We start from the raw sequence: 18,036 nt of genomic DNA, 5'->3' as shown, positions 1-18,036 counted from the left end.
GATATTCAAACTTTCCATCACCTGGGCGCTTACGGATCGTTGGCGCCTTTCCCGGGTGCCGGGCCGCCGGTCCGGCATCGCCGCCGGCTCCCCTCGGGGGCTGATCGACCGCATGGATCTCCTCTCGGCGCGCCCGCCCGACCGGGGCGGTCGGCGGGCCGCGATGGTTCGACTGTACTAAGGTTGCCGAACGGAGCAACGTACGTAAGAATACGAACAGTAGTAATGATGCGGCGCCGTCCGGGCTGCCGGGCGCGTCGCCCGGGCTTCCGAGCCATGAGAGAGCGCACGCTCCACAGCTCCAAGAACCACGCCATCAGATCCATCCAGAAGGGGCCCTTCTGTCATGTCCTCTGCATCAGCGCTGAACCAAGGAAGCTCGGGCGGCGCCCCACGCCACTTGGGCTGGATCCTGACGCTGCTGGCCCTCGCGCAGCTGCTCTACGGCCTCGACCTGAACATCGTCTTCGTGGCACTGCCCGAGATCGGTCAGGAGCTGGGCTTCCCCGGCCAGACCCAGCAGCTGGTGGTCAGCGCCTACGTCGTCTTCGCGGGCGGCTTCCTGCTGTTCGGCGGGCGCGCGGCGGACCTGCTCGGCCGGCGCAGGATGTTCGTCCTCGCCCTCTCGCTGTACGCCGTCTCGTCGCTGGCCGGCGGTCTCGCGACCGGCCCCGAGATCATCGTCGTGGCCCGCGCCGTCCAGGGCATCGCCGGTGCCCTGCTGCTGCCGTCCACCCTGTCGCTGATCAACACCCTCTTCGAGGAGGGCCCCAAGCGGAACCGGGCCCTCGCGGTCTGGGGCGGCGCCGGGGCCAGCGGCCTGACCATCGGTGCCCTCCTCGGCGGTGTGCTGACGGAGAACTTCGGCTGGCCGTCGGTCTTCTTCGTCAACGTTCCCTTCGGCGGCCTGGTCGCCCTGTGCGCCCTGTTCGTCATCCCGCGTGACCCGGCCCGCACCGAGCGCCGCAAGTTCGACTTCCCCGGCTCCCTCACCGTCACCGGCGGTGCCACGCTGCTGGTGTTCGCCCTGGTCCAGGGTCCCGAGCGAGGCTGGGGCGACGGCCTGGTGGTCGGCGCGTTCGTTCTCGCCGTCGTGCTGCTCGCGCTCTTCGCCGTGGTCGAGTCGCGCAGCTCCGACCCCCTGATGCCGTTCCGCCTGTTCAAGAACCGCAACCTCACCGTGGGGATGCTCGTCACCTTCCTCTACATGGCGACCTTCGGTGTCCTGCCGTACTTCCTCACCGTCCTGATGCAGAGCGTGCACGGCTACAGCGCCCTCCAGACCGGACTCGGCTTCCTGATCCCGTCGCTCGCGATCGCCACGGGCACCCAGCTCGGCGAGCGGTTCGCCAGCAGGATCGGCACCCGCACCACGTTGATCATCGGCTTCGTCGTCGGTGTCGTCGGCACGGCCGGCCTCGCCTTCGGCTTCGACTCCGACGCGAGCTACGCCATGCTGGTGCCCGGCCTGATCGTGTCCGGCGTCGGCCAGGGCATCGTCTGGACCGCGATGTGGATCGCCGCCGCCACCGGCACCGCGCCGCAGGAGCAGGGCGTGGCGAACGGCATCGCCTCGACCGCGCTGAACATCGGCAACGCCATCGGCCTGGCGATCTTCACCGTCATCGCCGAGATCGGCACGGACGGCAAGGCGGGCCAGGCGCTGAAGGCGGCCCAGGCGGACGGCGAGTTCCTGGTCGTCATGCTCACCGCGGCCGGCATGGTCGTCGGTCTGCTCGTCACGTTCGCCCTGAAGCGGCAGCCGGCGCCCCCCGCCGTGCCGGCGCCCGGCAGCGAGGAAGAAGGGGCCCTCGCGGCCCGCTGAACCCCCGGACGGCGGGCGCCAGGGGAGCTGTCGTCCCCGCTCGGCTCCCCGCCCGCCGTCCGGTACCCCCTTCGAGCCGGAAGGCGACGGTTTCCTCCCCCGAACCGGGCGGCGGCCCGGCGCGCCCGGGCCACGGCAGGCACCCGACCTGCGGTCGCCCGGCCCGCGCCGGGCCGCCGCCGGACTTCCCAAAGTCTCCCCGGGCTGGGTCCGCCACGTTCTGCCCGTACGAGATTTTCCGTACGGTCATAGGTGTCGAGGAATCCCTGAACCCTGTCCTTTGGAGAGTCATGTCCCGTCGTCTGTTCACTTCCGAATCGGTGACCGAGGGCCACCCGGACAAGATCGCGGACCAGATCAGTGACACGATCCTGGACGCGTTGCTGCGCGAGGACCCCGCCTCCCGGGTCGCCGTCGAGACCCTGATCACCACCGGTCAGGTGCACGTCGCCGGCGAAGTGACGACGGGGGCCTACGCGCCCATCGCCCAGCTGGTGCGCCAGAAGATCCTCGACATCGGCTACGACTCCTCGGCCAAGGGCTTCGACGGCGCCTCCTGCGGTGTCTCCGTGTCCATCGGCGCCCAGTCGCCCGACATCGCCCAAGGCGTCGACACCGCCTACGAGGCACGGGTCGGGGGCGACGACGACGAACTCGACCGGCAGGGCGCCGGCGACCAGGGCATCATGTTCGGCTACGCCACCAACGAGACACCCAACCTGATGCCGCTGCCCATCGAGCTGGCCCACCGGCTCGCCCGGCGGCTGACGGACGTCCGCAAGAGCGGCACCGTGCCCTACCTGCGCCCCGACGGCAAGACGCAGGTGACCATCGAATACCAGGGCTCCAAACCGGTACGCCTGGACACCGTGGTCGTCTCCACCCAGCACGCCGCCGACATCGACCTGGACACCCTGCTCACCCCCGACATCCGCGAACACGTCGTCGAGCACACGCTGGAACGGCTCGCCGAGGACGGCATCAAACTCGACACCGACGGCTACCGGCTGCTGGTGAACCCGACCGGCCGGTTCGAGATCGGCGGCCCCATGGGCGACGCGGGCCTGACCGGCCGCAAGATCATCATCGACACCTACGGCGGCTACGCCCGCCACGGCGGCGGCGCCTTCTCCGGCAAGGACCCCTCCAAGGTCGACCGCTCCGCCGCCTACGCGATGCGCTGGGTCGCCAAGAACGTCGTCGCCGCCGGCCTGGCGGACCGCTGCGAGGTCCAGGTCGCCTACGCCATCGGCAAGGCGGCGCCGGTCGGCCTGTTCGTCGAGACCTTCGGCACCGCCACGGTGGCCCAGGAGAAGATCGAGCAGGCGATCAACGAGGTCTTCGACCTGCGCCCGGCCGCGATCATCCGGGACCTCGACCTGCTGCGCCCGGTCTACGCCCAGACGGCCGCCTACGGCCACTTCGGCCGCGAACTGCCCGAGTTCACCTGGGAACGCACCGACCGCGCCCAGCGGCTCAAGGACATCGCGAGCGCCTGAGGAGACACCGCAGGCCGAGAAGTTCGCACCCAGAGGAGCAATCGATGCGCATCGCTGTCACGGGGTCCATCGCCACCGACCACCTGATGACCTTCCCGGGCCGCTTCGCCGACCAGCTCATCCCGGACCAACTCGCCCACGTCTCCCTCTCCTTCCTCGCCGACGCCCTGCGGATCCGCACCGGAGGGGTCGCCGCCAACATCGCCTTCGGACTCGGCAGGCTCGGCCTGAACCCCGTACTGGTCGGTGCGGCGGGCATCGACTTCGCCGACTACGACGCGCGTCTGCGCGCGGCCGGCGTGGACACCTCCGCCGTGCGGATCAGCGGGGAACACCACACCGCGCGCTTCGTCTGCACCACCGACACCGACCAGAACCAGATCGCCACCTTCTACCCGGGCGCCATGAGCGAGGCCCGGCACATCGACCTGGACGCCGTACGCCAGTCCGTCGGCGGACTCGACCTCGTCCTGGTCGGCGCCGACGACCCGCAGGCGATGCTGCGGCACACCAGAACGGCACACGACCTCGACCTCGACGTGGCCGCCGACCCCTCCCAGCAACTCGCCCGCCTCGACACCGAGGAGACCAAGCGGCTGGTGCACGGCGCCCGTTGGCTGTTCACCAACGAGTACGAGGCCGCCCTGCTCCAGGAGCGCACCGGCTGGAGCGAACGCGAGGTGCAGAACCGGGTCGGTACCTGGATCATCACCCGCGGTGCCGACGGGGTCACCTTGCTGTCCGGACACATCGAACGGGTGGACGTGCCCGCGGTGCCCACCGAACGCATCGCCGACCCGACCGGCGTCGGGGACGCCTTCCGCGCCGGCTTCCTGGCTGGCCTCGCCTGGGAACTGCCCCACCGGCGCGCGGCCGAACTCGGCTGCGCCCTCGCCGCCGTCGTCCTCGAATCGGTCGGCACACAGGAGTACAAGCTCGCGGCGGGGGACCTGGCCGCCCGCATCGACCAGACCTACGGCCGGGCCGCCGCCGCCCAACTGGAGCCGCTGCTGGCGGGCGTGGCATGAGCCGGCTGCTGCCGGACGGCGAGCCGTCCTTCTCCTTCGAGTTCTTCCCGCCCAAGACCGACGCCGGCATGCGGCGGCTGTGGCGGACGGTGCGCCGGATCGAGGCGCTGTCCCCGACGTTCGTGTCCGTCACCTACGGCGCCGGCGGGTCGTCCCGGCAGCGCACCGTGGAGGTCACCAAGCGGATCGCGGGCGAGACCACGCTGCGGCCGGTCGCCCACCTGACGGCGGTCGGGCACTCGGTGGCCGAACTGCGCCGGATCATCGGCCAGTACGCGGACGTCGGCATCCGGGACGTCCTGGCCCTGCGCGGCGACCCGCCCGGCGACCCCCGCGGGCCCTGGACCGCGCACCCCGAAGGCTTCACCCACGCACACGAACTGGTCAGCCTGGTCCGCGAGCTGGGCGACTTCAGCGTGGGAGTCGCCGCGTTCCCGGAGCGTCATCCGCGCTCACCGGACTGGGAGAGCGACATCCGGCACTTCGTCGCCAAGTGCCGGGCCGGCGCGGACTACGCCATCACCCAGATGTTCTTCCACGTGGAGGACTATCTGCGGCTGCGGGACCGGGTGGCCGCCGCGGGGTGCGAGACGCCGATCATCCCGGAGATCATGCCCGCCACGGACGTGCGGCAGATCCGCCGGTTCGCCGAACTGTCCGACGCGGCCTTCCCCGAAGACCTCGCCCATCGTCTCGAAGCCGCCCGGGAGGACCCGGACGCCTCCCGCCGCATCGGCGTCGAGTACGCGACGCGGATGGCCTGCCGACTGCTCGCGGAGGGCGCTCCCGGCCTGCACTACATCACGCTCAACCAGTCCGACGCGGCCATCGAGATCCACCGCGATGTCATGGCGGAGCGCGGCGCGACACCGGCTCTGCGCGGCTGACTCGCCGAGCCTCCGGCCACGGCCGCCGTTCAGACGGCGTCCGCCGTCCGCTCCTCCACCGCGTCGTAGACGGCGCGGGCCCGGGCGATGGCGGAGCGGTGGCGTTCGGCCCAGTCCACCAGCCCGGTCAGCGAGGTGTACAGCTCGCGGGCCATGGGCGTGAGGTCGTACTCCACCCTGGGCGGGACGGTCGGGTACACGGTGCGGACGAGGAGCCCGTCCCGTTCCAGCCGGCGCAGGTTGAGGGTGAGCATGCGCCGGCTGATGCCATTGACGGCGCGCTCGATCTCGGTGAAGCGGAGGGGGCCGTGGGCGGCGGCGATCAGGATGCCGATGCTCCACTTGCCGGCCACGTGGTCGAGCACCTCGGTGACCGGGCAGGCCTCGACCTGCATGGCCTCGGCAAGACGGGGCGTACTCCGTGACATTGACGTGCCTCCTTCCACGGAGGGCCAACGTTACCGAAGCCGGGCGTCGCCCCACATCGTGCGTCCGGGGGAGGAGACGGTCGTCGATGTGTTCGGTCGTCTCCCTTGACACCCTCCCGCCGCCGCCCCAACACTCCAGCGGTGGGAGAGCGCTCTCCCACCGCCTCCGTACGACCTCTCCTTCCCCGCGTCGAGGAGCCCCCCATGTCACGGAGATCGCAGTTCCTCCCGGGTGCGCTGGTCACCTCCGCCGTGGCGCTGGCCGTGCTCGGCGTCACCACGGCCGCCGCGTCGCCCGCCCCGCACGGCGCCGCCGGCACCGGCCACGCCCTGGCGGTGCCGACGGACGCCTCACCCGAGGACCCCGACGGCGACGGCTACATCCCCGCCGTCCCGCCGGTCACCGGCGTCACCCCGTCCACCGGCAACCCGCCGCACCGCTACTTCCACGAGTTCCAGGCCAACTGCGCGGTCAGCCACACCAAGGCGGACGATCCGATCGCCCGCCCGCGGCAGCCGGGCACGTCCCACGACCACACGTTCATGGGCAGCACCACCACCGACGCGTACAGTACGACCGCCTCGCTGAGCGCTGGCGGCACCACCTGCAAGGCCCCCGGGGACCTGTCCGGCTACTGGATGCCGACCCTGTACGACGGGGACCGGCCCGTCCTGCCCGTCGGCCCGCAGACCATCTACTACAAGGCCGGCGTCACCGACTACACCAGCGTGCGGCCCTTCCCCAAGGGCCTCAGGTTCGTTGTCGGCGACCCGATGCAGAGCGCCGACGCCTTCCGCCACCACCCCGGGTTCGTCGAGGGCTGGGAGTGCGGTGACAGCTACTTCAACACCGAGTTCCCTGCCACCTGCCCGAACCGCGCCGACGTCCAGCTCAACATCCGTTTCCAGGCGCCCAGTTGCTGGGACGGCACGTACCTGGACACCCCCGACCACCGCGGCCACATGGCCTACCCCGTGGTCAGACCCGGCACGAACGACGACGTCTGCCCAGCCGGCCATCCGGTGGCCCTGCCGATGATCGAGTTCAAGATGGCGTTCCCCGTCAACGGCGACCTGTCCCGGGTACGGCTGTCCAGCGGCACCGGCCACAGCTTCCACTACGACTTCTTCAACGCCTGGGACGAGCGGACGCTCAAGGCACTGGTGGACCACTGCGTGGCCGGCGGACTCCAGTGCGACGCCCGCGGCTACGACCAGACCCACCCCGAGGCCGGTGCCGCCCTGAACGCCGACTACCGCCTGCCCTGACGTACCCCCACACCCACCGCACGCCACCCCCACGCCGCCGACACCCCCGGAGACACGACCCCGCCATGAGACCCCCACCCCGCACCCGCGCCCGCCGTCTCGCCGCGCCCCTCACCGCGGGAGCGCTGGCCGCCTGCACCCTCACCGCCCTGCCGGCCGCCCAGGCGCACGCGGCCGGCAGCGTCGTCAAGGTCACCGGCACGCAGGGCGCCTGGCAGCTCACCGTGGACGGGCAGCCGTACCGGATCAAGGGCCTCACGTGGGGCCCGTCCCCGGCCGACGCCGACCGCTACCTGGCCGATCTGAGGTCCATGGGCGTCAACACCATCCGCACCTGGGGCACCGACGCCGGCAGCAAGCCGCTGTTCGACTCCGCCGCCGCGCACGGCATCAAGGTCATCGCCGGCTTCTGGCTCCAGCCCGGCGGCGGACCCGGCAGCGGCGGCTGCGTCGACTACGTGACCGACACCGCCTACAAGAACCGCATGCTCGACGAGTTCCCCGCGTGGGTGCGCACCTACAAGGACAACCCCGGCGTACTGATGTGGGACGTCGGCAACGAATCGGTCCTCGGCCTGCAGAACTGCTACAGCGGAACCGAACTGGAACGCCAGCGCGACGCCTACACCACCTTCGTCAACGACATCACCAAGAAGATCCACGCCATCGACCCCAGCCACCCGGTCACCTCCACCGACGCCTGGGCCGGCGCCTGGCCCTACTTCAAGAGGAACGCCCCCGACCTCGACCTGTACGCCGTCAACGCCTATGACGCCGTTTGCGGCCTCAAGTCCGCCTGGGAACAGGGCGGTTACACCAAGCCCTACATCGTCACCGAGACCGGACCGGCCGGCGAGTGGGAGGTGCCCGACGACGCCAACGGAGTGCCGCTGGAACCCTCCGACCGGGCCAAGGCCGACGGATACACCCGCGCCTGGGGCTGCGTCACCGGACACCAGGGCGTCGCGCTCGGCGCCACGATGTTCCACTACGGCACCGAGTACGACTTCGGCGGCATCTGGTTCAACCTGCTGCCCGCGGGCGAGAGACGGCTCTCGTACTACGCGGTCAAACGCGCCTACGGCGGGGACACCACGCACGACAACACCCCGCCCGTGATCACGGACCTGACCGTCGAGGGCGACGCGGGCGCGGTCCCGGCCGGCCGCGACCTCATCCTGTCGGTCCGCGCCGCAGATCCCGACGGCGACCCGGTCGGCTACGAGGTCCTGGACAGCAGCGCGTACATCGATCAGAACAGGAACCTCACCTCGCTGCCCTTCACCGACCTCGGCGGCGGCCGGCTGAAGGTGACCGCGCCCGACCGGACCGGCGTGTGGAAGCTCTATGTGAAGGCGAAGGACGGCCACGGCAACGTCGGCGTCGAGACCCGGTCCGTCCGGGTCGTCCCGCCCCCGGTGAACGGCACCGACCTCGCCCGGGGCAAGCCCGCCACGGCCTCCTCCTTCCAGCCGGGCTACGGCGACTGCCCCTGCCCCGCCGCCAACGCCGTCGACGGAGACCCGGGCACCCGCTGGGCGAGCGACTGGAGCGACCCCCAGTGGATCCGCGTCGACCTCGGCACCCGCACCGCCTTCCGCCATGTGCGACTGCTGTGGGAGGCCTCCTACGCCAAGGCGTACAGCGTGCAGACCTCCGACGACGGCCAGACCTGGCAGACCGTGCGGACCGTGACGGACGGAAACGGCGGCATCGACGACCTCGACGTCAGCGGCACCGGCCGGTACGTCCGCATCAACGGCACCACGCGCGGCACGGGTTGGGGCTACTCGCTGTACGAGCTCGGCGTCTACGGCTGACCGCCCTCGGCGCACGACGGGCCGGGCCGGAACCCGGGAGAGCGCTCTACCGGCCCCGCCCGACAGGCCGTTAGGGTGCGGGACATGAGCAGACGGGCCCCGACCCTGGAGGACGTCGCCCGGGAGGCCGGCGTCTCCCGGGCCACCGTCTCCCGGGTCGTCAACGGCGTACGCAATGTCGACCCGGCGATCCAGGAACTGGTCCGCCGGGCCATCCGGCGCACCGGGTACGCACCCAACCGGGCCGCACGCTCCCTGGTGACCCGGCGGGCCGAGGCCGTGGCCCTGGTGGTCTCCGGCGCCGGCGACCCCTCCGAGGAGGCCCAAGCCGCCTTCGCCGCCGGCGTGTTCGCCGACCCCTTCTTCGGGCGGGTGGTCGCGGGCATCGTCGGCTACCTCCGCCCGCGCTCGGTCCACCCGGTGCTGATGTTCGCCGAGTCCGCCGCCGCCCGCGCGGAGGTGCTCGCCTATCTCGGACAGGGCCGGGCCGACGGCGCTCTGGTGGTCTCCAGCCACGCCGACGACCCGCTGCCCGCGCTGCTCGCCGAAGCGTCGCTGCCCGCCGTCCTGTTCGCCCGTCCCGCCCGCCCCGTCCCGCTCAGCCACGTCGATCTGGCCCACCGGGACGGCGGCCGGCTCGCCGCCGAACACCTGCTTGCCCGGGGCTGCCGCCGGCCGGCCACCATCTCCGGTCCGCTCGCGGTCCCCGCCGGCCGGGAGCGGCTGGCCGGCTTCCGGGACGCCCTCGCCCGGCGGGGCCATGCCCGCGTCCCCGTCGCCGAGGGCGGCTTCACCCACGCCAGCGGCCGCGCCGCCATGGTCGGGCTCCTCGCAGAACACCCGGACGTGGACGGGGTGTTCGCGGCCAACGACCTCATGGCCCGCGGCGCCTGCCAGGTGCTGCGGGAACACGGCCGACGGGTGCCGGAGGACGTCGCGGTCGTCGGCTTCGACGACTCCGCGGCCGCCGTCGACGGGCACCCCCGTCTGACCACCGTGCGCCAGCCCGTGGAGGACATGGCCGCCGAGATGGCCCGCCTGCTGGACGAACACATCCACGGCACCCGCACCGAGCCCGCGTCGGTCGTGTTCGACCCGGAACTGGTCGTACGGGAATCGGCCTGACACCACCCGCCGACGCGCGCGGCCCCGCACCGGGAGCCGGTCAGGTCACGCGTGCGTCGCCAGGATCATGTACGGCGTGGTCCGGGTCTCCGCCGGGTCCGCCGAGGACCCCGGGCCGTCGGCGGGGAGCGTGGGCAACTCGACGGCGGGGGAGGGGAAACCGGCCTCGGTCAGGAAGCGCCGGTAGCGGTCGAGGGAGCGGTAGTGCGTGGTGCTCCCCATCATCGTGCCGTCGCGCAGCCGCAGCAGCGTGGGCACGGTGTCGCCGTCGCCGTAGACCGCCCCCGGCTCGCCGTGGCGCAGCGTGGAGAAGGCCACGCCGGTCGCCGCCGGATTGAGGTCGGCCAGCAGATACGGCGCACCGGGGCGCAGCACCCGGCGGATCTCGGCGGTGAGGGCGGCCAGCCGCCCGTCGTCCGGGTCGGTGCAGTACACCAGGCAGCACACGGCCGCGTCGACGCTGTCGTCGGCGAGCCAGTCGAGGGTACGGCCGTCGAACGACCGGTAGGAGACACGGGGGTGGGGGCGGTCCGCGCGGGCGATGGCGAGCATGTCGGCCGAGGGGTCGAGACCCTGGACCTCCCACTCCCCGGCGGTCACGAGCCGTGCCGCGACCGCGCCGGTGCCGCACCCGATGTCCAGGGCCAGCCGGCCGGGCCCGGCCCGTTCCGCGAGCCCGCGCAGCACGGCGGGGAAGATCAGCCGTTCGGCGAGCCGCATGTCGCGGTCCCGGTAGGCCTCGGCCACGGTCGTGGTGTCCCAGCCAAGCGGCTCTTCATCGGCGGTCAAGGGCGGTGCCTCCTGCGGTCGAACGGCCCGGACGGGTGAGCGGCACGTGCGGTGGCAGCCTGGCACACGACGCCGCCACGGGTCCCTACGGTGGCCTGAAATCCCCCGACAGCGCGTCCGGCGGGCGGTTGTTGACGGCGGCCGCGGCTCGTGCCGTACGGCGGCCGATGAGTTTTCACGGGCTCCCCGGTCAAAGATCATGAACTGTACGACGCGGCTGTCATCATGATCGTCCGCGACCGCCGATGACGAGATACCGAGGAACCCCAGATGCGCACCCTGATCAGCACCGCCTTCGTCTCGCTCGACGGTGTGGTGGAGGCCCCGGGCGGCGAGCCCGGCTACCGGAACTCCGGATGGACCTTCAAGGACGTCGAGTTCCTGCCCGAGGCCTTCGAGATAAAGGGCCGGGAGCAGCGGGAGGCCGGCGCGATGCTGCTGGGCCGGGCCAGCTACCAGGCGTTCAGCCCGGTGTGGCCCGGCATGGCGGAGTTCGCGGAGTACAAGGAGATGCCGAAGTACGTCGTGTCCACCACCCTCACCGAGGCCGACCTGGTGCCGGACTGGGGCGGCACGACGATCCTGCGCTCGCTCGACGAGGTCGCCGCGCTGAAGGCCACCGAGGGCGGCCCGATCATCGTCCACGGCAGTGCCGCCCTGAACCGGAGCCTTTCCGACGCCGGTCTCATCGACCGTTACCACCTGCTCGTCTTCCCGCTCCTGCTCGGCGCGGGCAAGCGGCTGTTCAGCGCCACGGACAAGGACGCCCAGAAGCTGGAGCTGGTCGAGCACGAGGCCTACGCCAACGGCGTCCAGAAGAACGTCTTCGACGTCGTACGCTGACCCGCGCCCCCGCGCCCCCGCGAGCCCCGGCCCGGCGCGGCCCGCCCGGGCCCCCGGCGGGTCACCCGGACGGCCGCGTGGCGGGGGAGCGGGCCGCCATGCCGGTGGACGGCGTGGCGCCGGGGCGCCGCGCCCGTCCTGTGGTGCCTCCGGCGTACCACTCGCGGGTGCATGCGGGCAAAAGTGTCGATACCGTCGGTTTCACGGACCAGCAGGCCCCAGAGGCCGCCTGGCGGTCGGCGATGGCCCGTTCGACGGCGGACGGCACGGCCCGGCTGCCGGGCCAGTCAGGGAGACAGGCATGAGCCGAGCCAAGCGCAGGCCCAGCAGCACCTTCCACGGACGGACGGCACCCGGGCAGGACGGCGGCTCCGGCCCCTCCGCGAGGACCGCGCCGACCGGACCCCGGCGCGCGGTGCCGCCCGGCGGGGCCGACGGGACCGACGGGGGGCCGATACCCGACGGGGAGCCCATACCCGCGGAGCGGCCCGGCCTCCCCCGGGATACGAGCACGGTACCGGAGCGACCTGACCCTGCCGGCCCCTCCCGTGTCTCCGGTGCCGGGCGGATCGGGCCGGTCCCCGGCCGCTGGAGCCGGCGGGTGCCCGGCGGTGGGGCGCCCGGGGCGGGCCGGCGGCCGATACGGCTGCGTCTGGCGGAGGCCGACCCCTGGTCGGTGATGGTGATGAGCTTCCTCCTGCTGGCCGGGCTCGGTGTGCTCGTGGTCGCCATGGCGGGCGTCTCCTGGATCATGGTGAACGCCGTGGCGCCGGATGTCCTGCCCGCGTTCAGCACCTTCCTGGCCGTCGCGGTCGGAGTCGTCACCGTGGAAGTCGTCCTCGGCACCGGCCTGGTGACGCTGGGTGCCTTCCTCTACAACCTGTCGGCGCAGTACAGCGGCGGCGTCGAGATAGCCGTGACCGAGGCCCTGACCGCGCCGCCCCAGGCCAACGTACGGGCCGTGCTGCTCATGGCCAGGGCCCGCCGCCTGGTGCGGACACACGTCCCGGCTCGGACCCAGCGGGACCGGGACACGGACTGACTGTCCTACGGGCAGGCCCCCGTGGCTGTCCGGTCGTCGTGGTGGCGGCCGGCCCGGCGCGGGCGCGTTCAGGCGCGGAGCAGGCGCAGGACCTCCCTCAGATTGTGCTCGGCGATGTCCGCCATCGCCGCCCGGCCGGGGAAGTCCCCGTCGAGCAGGCGCAGCGGTCCCGCCGTCAGGGAGAGCCGCTGGGCCAGCAGGTACAGCGCGAGCCGGTCCTCGTCCAGGCCGTCCACCGCCAGCGGTCCGTACGCCTCACGCAGACGGATGCGCAGGAAGACGTGCTCCCACTCGACGTCGAAGTACATCGTGCCCTCGATGTCGATCAGCACGGGGTTCCCGTCGGCGTCCACCAGGACGTGATCGGGGCCCAGTTCGCCGTGCACGACGGCGTACTCCGCGCGGGGCCGCACCGCGCCCGCCAGGCGCAGCAGCCGCTCGGCCAGCCGGTCGCGGGCCGCCGCGATCCGCGGGTCGCGCGACGCCGCCTCGGCGAGGTCCCGCAGCGCGCGGGCCAGGACGACCTCCTCGCACGACGACCCCCGCGACATGCCGCCCTGGTCGACCACGGCCACCTTGCCGTACGCCGGTGCGCGGTACCGGCGCATCGCCTCCAGCGCCTCGGCGAGCCGGCCCACGACCGGGGCCGCCGCGCGCGGGTCCCGGGCGAGCAGCCGCTCCAGCTTCTCGCCCGGCAGGTCCTCGACGACGGCCAGGCCGGCCGAACCGCCGCCGACGGCGCGGTCGACGAGGCGGATCGCCGGAACACGGACGCCCAGCGCGGTCAGCCGTGCGTGCGCGGCCTCGAACAGGTCGAGCCCGGGCCCCGGCGACAACGGGTCGGTGGGGTCGTCGTCGCCCTCGGCCGCCGGCCAGTGCTTCTCGGCGTCGTCCCACAGGTAGGCGATGGCGGTCGTCGCGTCGTCCATCACCAGACGGTAGACGCCCTTCTTGCTGCCGCCCGCGACCCGCTCGACCCCCGCCAGCCGCCGTCCGCCGCCCAGCGCGGCCCGTGCCGCCTCCGCCAACCGCTTCCGCGCGTCCGCCGTTAATGCCACGTCCCGACCGCCTCTCCTCCACCACGATCCGCGCACCTTACGCGGCCGCGGCCACCGGCGGCCAGAGCTTCCCCGGGCGGCCCGGGGCCAGTGGGTAGAGTCGGCGCATGCATCCGGTCGACCGCTCCAGCGCCCGTCTGGCCCTCCGGGAACTGAGCACCGAGGACGTGAACGCGGTGCTGGCCATCTACGGCAGCCCGGAGGCGACGGAACACCTGTCGTTCGAGCCGCGCAGCCGGGAGCAGGTCGATCGGATCGTGGCGCGCTCCATCGCCGGCGCCGGTGAGACGCCGCGCGGGGAATACGCGCTCGCCGTCATCGAGCGGGCGACGTTCGAGCTCGTCGGCTTCGGACGGCTGGCCCTCGATCCCCATCAACAGCGGGGGGCCACCATGGGCTTCGCGCTGCGCCCACGGTCCTGGGGTGCCGGTTACGGCCTCGAGATGGTGCGGCTGCTGCTCGGCCTCGGCTTCGACGACCTGGGCCTGCACCGCATTTGGGGCGCGCGGTCCCCGTGGAACGAGGCATCCGCCCGGACCATGGCGGCCGCCCGCATGGTCGAAGAGGGTGTCATCCGGGAGCACGTCCTGAAGGGCGGCGTGTGGCGGGACTCCGTGGTGCACGCCATCCTCGACCGCGAATGGCACGCGGCGACGGAGGGCCGCGCCGCCGGAGGCTGATGTCCGGGTCCCCGCCCGCAGGGCGCCAGTACGGCGGTAGGGTGAAGATCCGTGACAGAACACACAGCTGCGCACCGCCTCCAGCCGCTCCCGTCGCGTCCGCTCCGCATAGCCGCCGCCCAGGCGCAGGCCGAGGCCGGTGATGTCGAGGCCAACGCGGCCACCGTGGCGGCCATGGTCCAGGACGCCGCCCGGGCCGGGGCCCGGCTCGTGGTCTTCCCGGAGAAGTTCCTCAGCGGTTACGAGCCCGACCTCATCCGGGCCGACCCTCGGCGATGCGCCGTGCGGCCCGGCGACCCGCGACTGGAGCCCATCGCCGCCGCCTGCCGGGAGACCGGCACGGTCGCCGTCGTCGGCGCCGCGTTCCACGATCAGGGTGACCTGTATGTGTCGGCACTGGTCATCGACACGAACGGGGAACTCGTCGCCCGCTACGACAAACAGCACCTGTTCAAGTCGGAACGCGAGCTCTATCGCGCGGGTGCGGCCGGCTGCACCCTCGAACTGGATGGCTGGCGCCTGGGGCTGGGCATCTGCTACGACTCCGGCTTCCCCGAGCACGCGCGCGCGGCGGCGCTGGACGGCTGCCACGCCTACGTCGTCGGCGCCCTGTTCAGCGTCGGCAACGGGTATCACGAGTCACGCACCTGGTTCCCGGCACGGGCCCTGGACAACACCTGCTACGCCGTGCTCGCCAATCACATCGGCACTACGGGAGGCTGGAACACCTGTGGATCCAGCGCCATTTGGGGCCCGGACGGACGGCCGCTCGCCGAGGCCGCCGTGGACCGGCCCGAACTGGTCACCGCCGAACTCGACCCGAAGGCCCTGCGTGCCACCCGCGACGCGGAACCCATGCTGAGCGACCTGCGCGACACGACCACGCACACCCGGGCTTGGCACCGGCTCGACTGATCAGCCCTCACCCGGGACGGCACCGAGGAGGCGCGCCCAGGACACGGCCCCGGAACCCCGCCGCCAACCGCGATCCCCGGTAGGCCGGTACCGCCGGCCCCGGCTCGGCGCGTGTTGAGTTCACCTATAGGCGAATGCCTAGCGTCGGCGCCATGACAGAAGAAGCGCTCGACAACAGGCTCCGGATCGCGGTGGTGATCGGGAGTGTGCGCAGGCCCAGAATGGCCGAACCCCTCGCCGCGTGGCTGGAGCGCGAGCTCGGTGCGGCGCACTGGCTCGACCTCGACATGATCGACCTCGCCTCGGTCTCCCTGCCGATGCACGGGCTGCGGGTGGGCGGGGCGGCGGCGTCCCCGGTCTCCGGCCGGCTCGCGGGCGCCGACGGGTTCGTGTTCCTCGTACCGGAGTACAACCACAGCTTCCCGGCGCCGGTGAAGAACGTGATCGACTGGCACGTGGCCGAGTGGGCGTACAAACCGGTCGCGTTCGTCGGATACGGCGGTTCTGGCGGCATCAGGGCGATCGAGCAGTTGCGGGCCGTCTTCCCGGAACTGCGCGCCACCACGGTCCGGGAGTCGGTGCTGCTGTCGATGCCGTGGGAGCACCTGGACGCCGACGGACGCTTCGTTCCGCCGCCGGGTGCGGAGCGGGCACTGCACACGACGATGCGTGAGTTGCGGGTATGGGCGGAGGCGTTGCGCTCCCTCCGGGCCGGGGCTCCGGCCGGTCGGAAATGAACGGGCTGACCATGGCGGCAGCGCCCGCGGCGAACAAGGCGAACAGGCTGACGAGGGCGGAAGTGCGCGCCGCGCTCGTGCTGGCGTCCGGCGGACTGATGGCGGTGCTGGACGCGACGATCGTCGCGGTCGCGCTGCCCCGGCTGATGGCGACGTTCGGCACGTCGTTGGCCGCCGCCCAGTGGATCATCACCGCGTACACGCTCGCCATGGTCGCGACGATGCCGCTGGCAGCCAATCTCGCCGCACGCTGGGGCGCCCGTCGGGTGTACCTGGCGGCGCTGCTCGGATTCGCGGTCGCCTCCGTCGCCGCCGGGGCGTCCGGCGGCCTGGGCTGGCTGATCGCCGCCCGAGCGGGACAGGGTCTCGCCGGTGGTCTGATGGCGCCCCTCGGGATGACGATCGGGCTCGGCGCTGTCGCGCCCGCGCGCCGCGGCCGGATGATGGCGATCACCGGGCTGCCGATGCTGATCGGACCGATCCTGGGCCCGGTACTCGGCGCGGTGCTGCTGGGCACCGGGTCATGGCGGCCGCTGTTCCTCGTCACCGTGCCGTCGGCACTGCTGGGCGCGGTCGGCACGCTCGCGTGGCTGCCGGCCGACGCGGCACGCGGACGGCGGAGCCGGCTCGACCTGCTCGGGGCGGCGCTGCTGGTTCCGGGCCTCGTCGCGGTGGCCTACGGCATCGGCGCGCAGGACGGCCCGGCTTGGGTTCGGATCCTCACGGCCGTCCTCGGTACGGCGTCGGTCACGGTGTTCGCGGTGCGGGCGCTGAGGCACCCGGAACCGCTGCTGCGGATCGGCCTGCTGCGCGATCCGACGTTCGGCCGGGGCGCCGCGGTCCTCGCCCTGTACGCGGCCCCCTACTTCGGCACCGTGGTGCTGATGCCCGCCTACGTGCAGATCCTGCGGGCGGACAGCGCGTCGGTCACGGCGGCGCTGATGGTCCCCGGAACGATCGGCATGGGAATCAGCGTGCAGTTCGCCGCCCGCTGCCTCGAACGGTTCGGTCCCCGGCTCGTCGTCGGCAGCGGTCTGGGCCTCGCGATCGGATCCGGCCTGGCCCAGGTGATCGTCGGCCGGCCGGACACCCCTTACGCGCTGCTCGGGCTGCTCGGGTTCTTCCAGGGGGCGGGGACCGGCGCGGTCATGATGCCGACGATCTCCAGTGCCAGCCGCGATCTCCACGGTCCCGACCTGGCGTCGGCCTCCGCGCTGCTGTCGCTGGTGAGCACCATCGCGAACGGCCTGGGCACCGCGGCGGTCAGCGCGCTCTTCACGGTGCTGACGGCCACGATGACCGGCGGCGCCTCGCTGTCGGCGGTGACCGACGGGGGAGCGGCGGCCAGAACCGCGTACGCGGCCACCGTCGTCGATGCCCAGCGGCTGACCCAAGCGGCGGCCCTCGTCGTGATGTCGCTCGCCTTGGTCGTGCGGCTGCGCTCCCCGCGCCGCACCCCCGCGATACTGGACCGGCAGGAATCACCAGCGAACCCGGGACGTGCCTCATGACCGACACCCTGTCCTCCGGCCGCGCAGCGGGCCCTGCCGCACTGACGGTCGGGCAGGTGGCCGACGCCGCGGGGGTGACTGCCAACGCCGTCCGCTTCTACGAGGGTTACGGTGTGGTCAGCGCCCACCGGAACGGCGGCAACGCCCGTCGCTTCACCGTCGACGCGATCTGCCGGATCAGGCTCGCCCGTGCCGCGCAACGCGTGGGGATCACCCTGAAGGAGAGCGCCGACATTCTCTCCGGCATCCCGCCCTTGTGCCCCGACCCGGACCGATGGGCCGCCGCGGGGGAGGAACTCGTCCGGATGGGCCGGGAGCGCATCAGCCGGCTTCAGGAGACCGTGAACGAACTGTCCACGCTCGGATTCCTGCTGGCGGACCAGTCGGCGGCCCGGCGCCCGCACTGATGTACGCGATGTACCCGTGCGTCAACGGCCGCCCCCACGCAGGCCGTTGACGCATTGGTCCAGACCTTCTACGTTGAAAACGCTCGGTCGAGCAACGCGCACGCACGGTTCACCCCACCCCTGTACCACCCCCACCACCACAGGGAGAGCCATGTCCCACCGGCGCAGACCAC

Annotated in this window: 17 protein-coding genes; 14 read left to right on the top strand and 3 right to left on the bottom strand. The window is 72.4% G+C overall.

Annotated features, from left to right (window positions below):
* The first annotated feature begins 346 nt into the window (after window positions 1–346).
* From ACSURM_RS02295 to metF, 4 genes are all read left to right on the top strand, one after another.
* Entirely contained in the window at window positions 347–1,825 is a 1,479-nt protein-coding gene (locus tag ACSURM_RS02295; RefSeq protein WP_436952951.1) for an MFS transporter, read from the top strand.
* Window positions 1,826–2,115: 290 nt separating this feature from the next.
* Complete coding sequence (gene metK, locus ACSURM_RS02290) at window positions 2,116–3,324, top strand: methionine adenosyltransferase (RefSeq protein WP_436952949.1); 1,209 nt, start codon at window positions 2,116–2,118, stop codon at window positions 3,322–3,324.
* A 44-nt stretch (window positions 3,325–3,368) separates the two neighbouring features.
* On the top strand, window positions 3,369–4,352 hold the full coding sequence (locus ACSURM_RS02285) for a carbohydrate kinase family protein (protein ID WP_436952947.1): 984 nt from the start codon (window positions 3,369–3,371) through the stop codon (window positions 4,350–4,352).
* Window positions 4,349–5,239 carry a methylenetetrahydrofolate reductase [NAD(P)H] gene (gene metF, locus ACSURM_RS02280; RefSeq protein WP_436952945.1) on the top strand — a complete coding sequence of 297 codons (891 nt, stop codon included), beginning with the start codon at window positions 4,349–4,351 and terminating at the stop codon, window positions 5,237–5,239. The genes ACSURM_RS02285 and metF overlap by 4 nt, the downstream gene beginning before the upstream one ends.
* Window positions 5,240–5,268: 29 nt before the next feature.
* Here metF and ACSURM_RS02275 read toward each other — a convergent pair whose 3' ends face one another.
* Window positions 5,269–5,667, bottom strand: a complete 399-nt coding sequence (locus ACSURM_RS02275) for a winged helix-turn-helix transcriptional regulator (protein WP_436952943.1) — start codon at window positions 5,665–5,667, stop codon at window positions 5,269–5,271.
* 204 nt (window positions 5,668–5,871) lie between these two features.
* On the opposite strand from ACSURM_RS02275, the gene ACSURM_RS02270 reads away from it, so the two are divergent.
* The 3 genes from ACSURM_RS02270 (at window position 5,872) to ACSURM_RS02260 (ending at window position 9,881) form a co-directional block, all read left to right on the top strand.
* Entirely contained in the window at window positions 5,872–6,936 is a 1,065-nt protein-coding gene (locus ACSURM_RS02270) for a DUF1996 domain-containing protein (protein ID WP_436952941.1), read from the top strand.
* A 65-nt stretch (window positions 6,937–7,001) separates the two neighbouring features.
* Window positions 7,002–8,756: a discoidin domain-containing protein gene (locus ACSURM_RS02265; protein WP_436952939.1), complete on the top strand. Its 1,755-nt coding sequence runs from the start codon at window positions 7,002–7,004 to the stop codon at window positions 8,754–8,756.
* A gap of 84 nt (window positions 8,757–8,840) precedes the next feature.
* Entirely contained in the window at window positions 8,841–9,881 is a 1,041-nt protein-coding gene (locus ACSURM_RS02260) for a LacI family DNA-binding transcriptional regulator (protein WP_436952937.1), read from the top strand.
* Window positions 9,882–9,926: 45 nt separating this feature from the next.
* Here ACSURM_RS02260 and ACSURM_RS02255 read toward each other — a convergent pair whose 3' ends face one another.
* Entirely contained in the window at window positions 9,927–10,670 is a 744-nt protein-coding gene (locus ACSURM_RS02255) for a class I SAM-dependent methyltransferase (protein WP_436952935.1), read from the bottom strand.
* 270 nt (window positions 10,671–10,940) lie between these two features.
* Between ACSURM_RS02255 and ACSURM_RS02250 the strand changes: the two genes are divergently transcribed.
* Both ACSURM_RS02250 and ACSURM_RS02245 read left to right on the top strand, forming a co-directional pair.
* Window positions 10,941–11,513, top strand: a complete 573-nt coding sequence (locus ACSURM_RS02250; RefSeq protein ID WP_436952933.1) for a dihydrofolate reductase family protein — start codon at window positions 10,941–10,943, stop codon at window positions 11,511–11,513.
* A 601-nt stretch (window positions 11,514–12,114) separates the two neighbouring features.
* Window positions 12,115–12,555, top strand: coding sequence for a DUF3566 domain-containing protein (locus ACSURM_RS02245; RefSeq protein ID WP_436952931.1), 441 nt, complete (start codon window positions 12,115–12,117; stop codon window positions 12,553–12,555).
* A 68-nt stretch (window positions 12,556–12,623) separates the two neighbouring features.
* Here the strand turns inward: ACSURM_RS02245 and ACSURM_RS02240 are convergent, their stop codons facing one another.
* Window positions 12,624–13,613, bottom strand: a complete 990-nt coding sequence (locus ACSURM_RS02240) for a phosphotransferase family protein (RefSeq protein WP_436952929.1) — start codon at window positions 13,611–13,613, stop codon at window positions 12,624–12,626.
* A 107-nt stretch (window positions 13,614–13,720) separates the two neighbouring features.
* Between ACSURM_RS02240 and ACSURM_RS02235 the strand changes: the two genes are divergently transcribed.
* The 5 genes from ACSURM_RS02235 (at window position 13,721) to ACSURM_RS02215 (ending at window position 17,863) form a co-directional block, all read left to right on the top strand.
* Window positions 13,721–14,293: a GNAT family N-acetyltransferase gene (locus ACSURM_RS02235; RefSeq protein ID WP_436952927.1), complete on the top strand. Its 573-nt coding sequence runs from the start codon at window positions 13,721–13,723 to the stop codon at window positions 14,291–14,293.
* A gap of 51 nt (window positions 14,294–14,344) precedes the next feature.
* Entirely contained in the window at window positions 14,345–15,208 is an 864-nt protein-coding gene (locus ACSURM_RS02230; protein ID WP_436952925.1) for a carbon-nitrogen hydrolase family protein, read from the top strand.
* A 152-nt stretch (window positions 15,209–15,360) separates the two neighbouring features.
* Complete coding sequence (locus tag ACSURM_RS02225) at window positions 15,361–15,945, top strand: NADPH-dependent FMN reductase (RefSeq protein WP_436952923.1); 585 nt, start codon at window positions 15,361–15,363, stop codon at window positions 15,943–15,945.
* 11 nt (window positions 15,946–15,956) lie between these two features.
* Window positions 15,957–17,456 carry a DHA2 family efflux MFS transporter permease subunit gene (locus ACSURM_RS02220; protein ID WP_436952921.1) on the top strand — a complete coding sequence of 500 codons (1,500 nt, stop codon included), beginning with the start codon at window positions 15,957–15,959 and terminating at the stop codon, window positions 17,454–17,456.
* Entirely contained in the window at window positions 17,453–17,863 is a 411-nt protein-coding gene (locus ACSURM_RS02215; RefSeq protein ID WP_436952919.1) for a MerR family transcriptional regulator, read from the top strand. Before ACSURM_RS02220 ends, ACSURM_RS02215 begins: the two co-directional genes overlap by 4 nt.
* Window positions 17,864–18,036 lie beyond the last annotated feature (173 nt).

It is taken from the genome of Streptomyces sp. SudanB182_2057, assembly GCF_964272715.1.
Taxonomy (GTDB): domain Bacteria; phylum Actinomycetota; class Actinomycetes; order Streptomycetales; family Streptomycetaceae; genus Streptomyces; species Streptomyces rubradiris.
This window is presented reverse-complemented; position numbering and strand designations above follow the sequence as displayed.

Bases quoted from the DNA above. Each gene is read 5' to 3' on its own strand.
- ACSURM_RS02275 (WP_436952943.1), bottom strand. From the start codon at position 5,667: ATGTCACGGAGTACGCCCCGTCTTGCCGAGGCCATGCAGGTCGAGGCC.
- metF (WP_436952945.1), top strand. From the start codon at position 4,349: ATGAGCCGGCTGCTGCCGGACGGCGAGCCGTCCTTCTCCTTCGAGTTC.
- metK (WP_436952949.1), top strand. From the start codon at position 2,116: ATGTCCCGTCGTCTGTTCACTTCCGAATCGGTGACCGAGGGCCACCCG.
- ACSURM_RS02215 (WP_436952919.1), top strand. From the start codon at position 17,453: ATGACCGACACCCTGTCCTCCGGCCGCGCAGCGGGCCCTGCCGCACTG.
- ACSURM_RS02225 (WP_436952923.1), top strand. From the start codon at position 15,361: ATGACAGAAGAAGCGCTCGACAACAGGCTCCGGATCGCGGTGGTGATC.
- ACSURM_RS02285 (WP_436952947.1), top strand. From the start codon at position 3,369: ATGCGCATCGCTGTCACGGGGTCCATCGCCACCGACCACCTGATGACC.
- ACSURM_RS02250 (WP_436952933.1), top strand. From the start codon at position 10,941: ATGCGCACCCTGATCAGCACCGCCTTCGTCTCGCTCGACGGTGTGGTG.
- ACSURM_RS02295 (WP_436952951.1), top strand. From the start codon at position 347: ATGTCCTCTGCATCAGCGCTGAACCAAGGAAGCTCGGGCGGCGCCCCA.
- ACSURM_RS02270 (WP_436952941.1), top strand. From the start codon at position 5,872: ATGTCACGGAGATCGCAGTTCCTCCCGGGTGCGCTGGTCACCTCCGCC.
- ACSURM_RS02235 (WP_436952927.1), top strand. From the start codon at position 13,721: ATGCATCCGGTCGACCGCTCCAGCGCCCGTCTGGCCCTCCGGGAACTG.
- ACSURM_RS02220 (WP_436952921.1), top strand. From the start codon at position 15,957: ATGGCGGCAGCGCCCGCGGCGAACAAGGCGAACAGGCTGACGAGGGCG.
- ACSURM_RS02260 (WP_436952937.1), top strand. From the start codon at position 8,841: ATGAGCAGACGGGCCCCGACCCTGGAGGACGTCGCCCGGGAGGCCGGC.
- ACSURM_RS02265 (WP_436952939.1), top strand. From the start codon at position 7,002: ATGAGACCCCCACCCCGCACCCGCGCCCGCCGTCTCGCCGCGCCCCTC.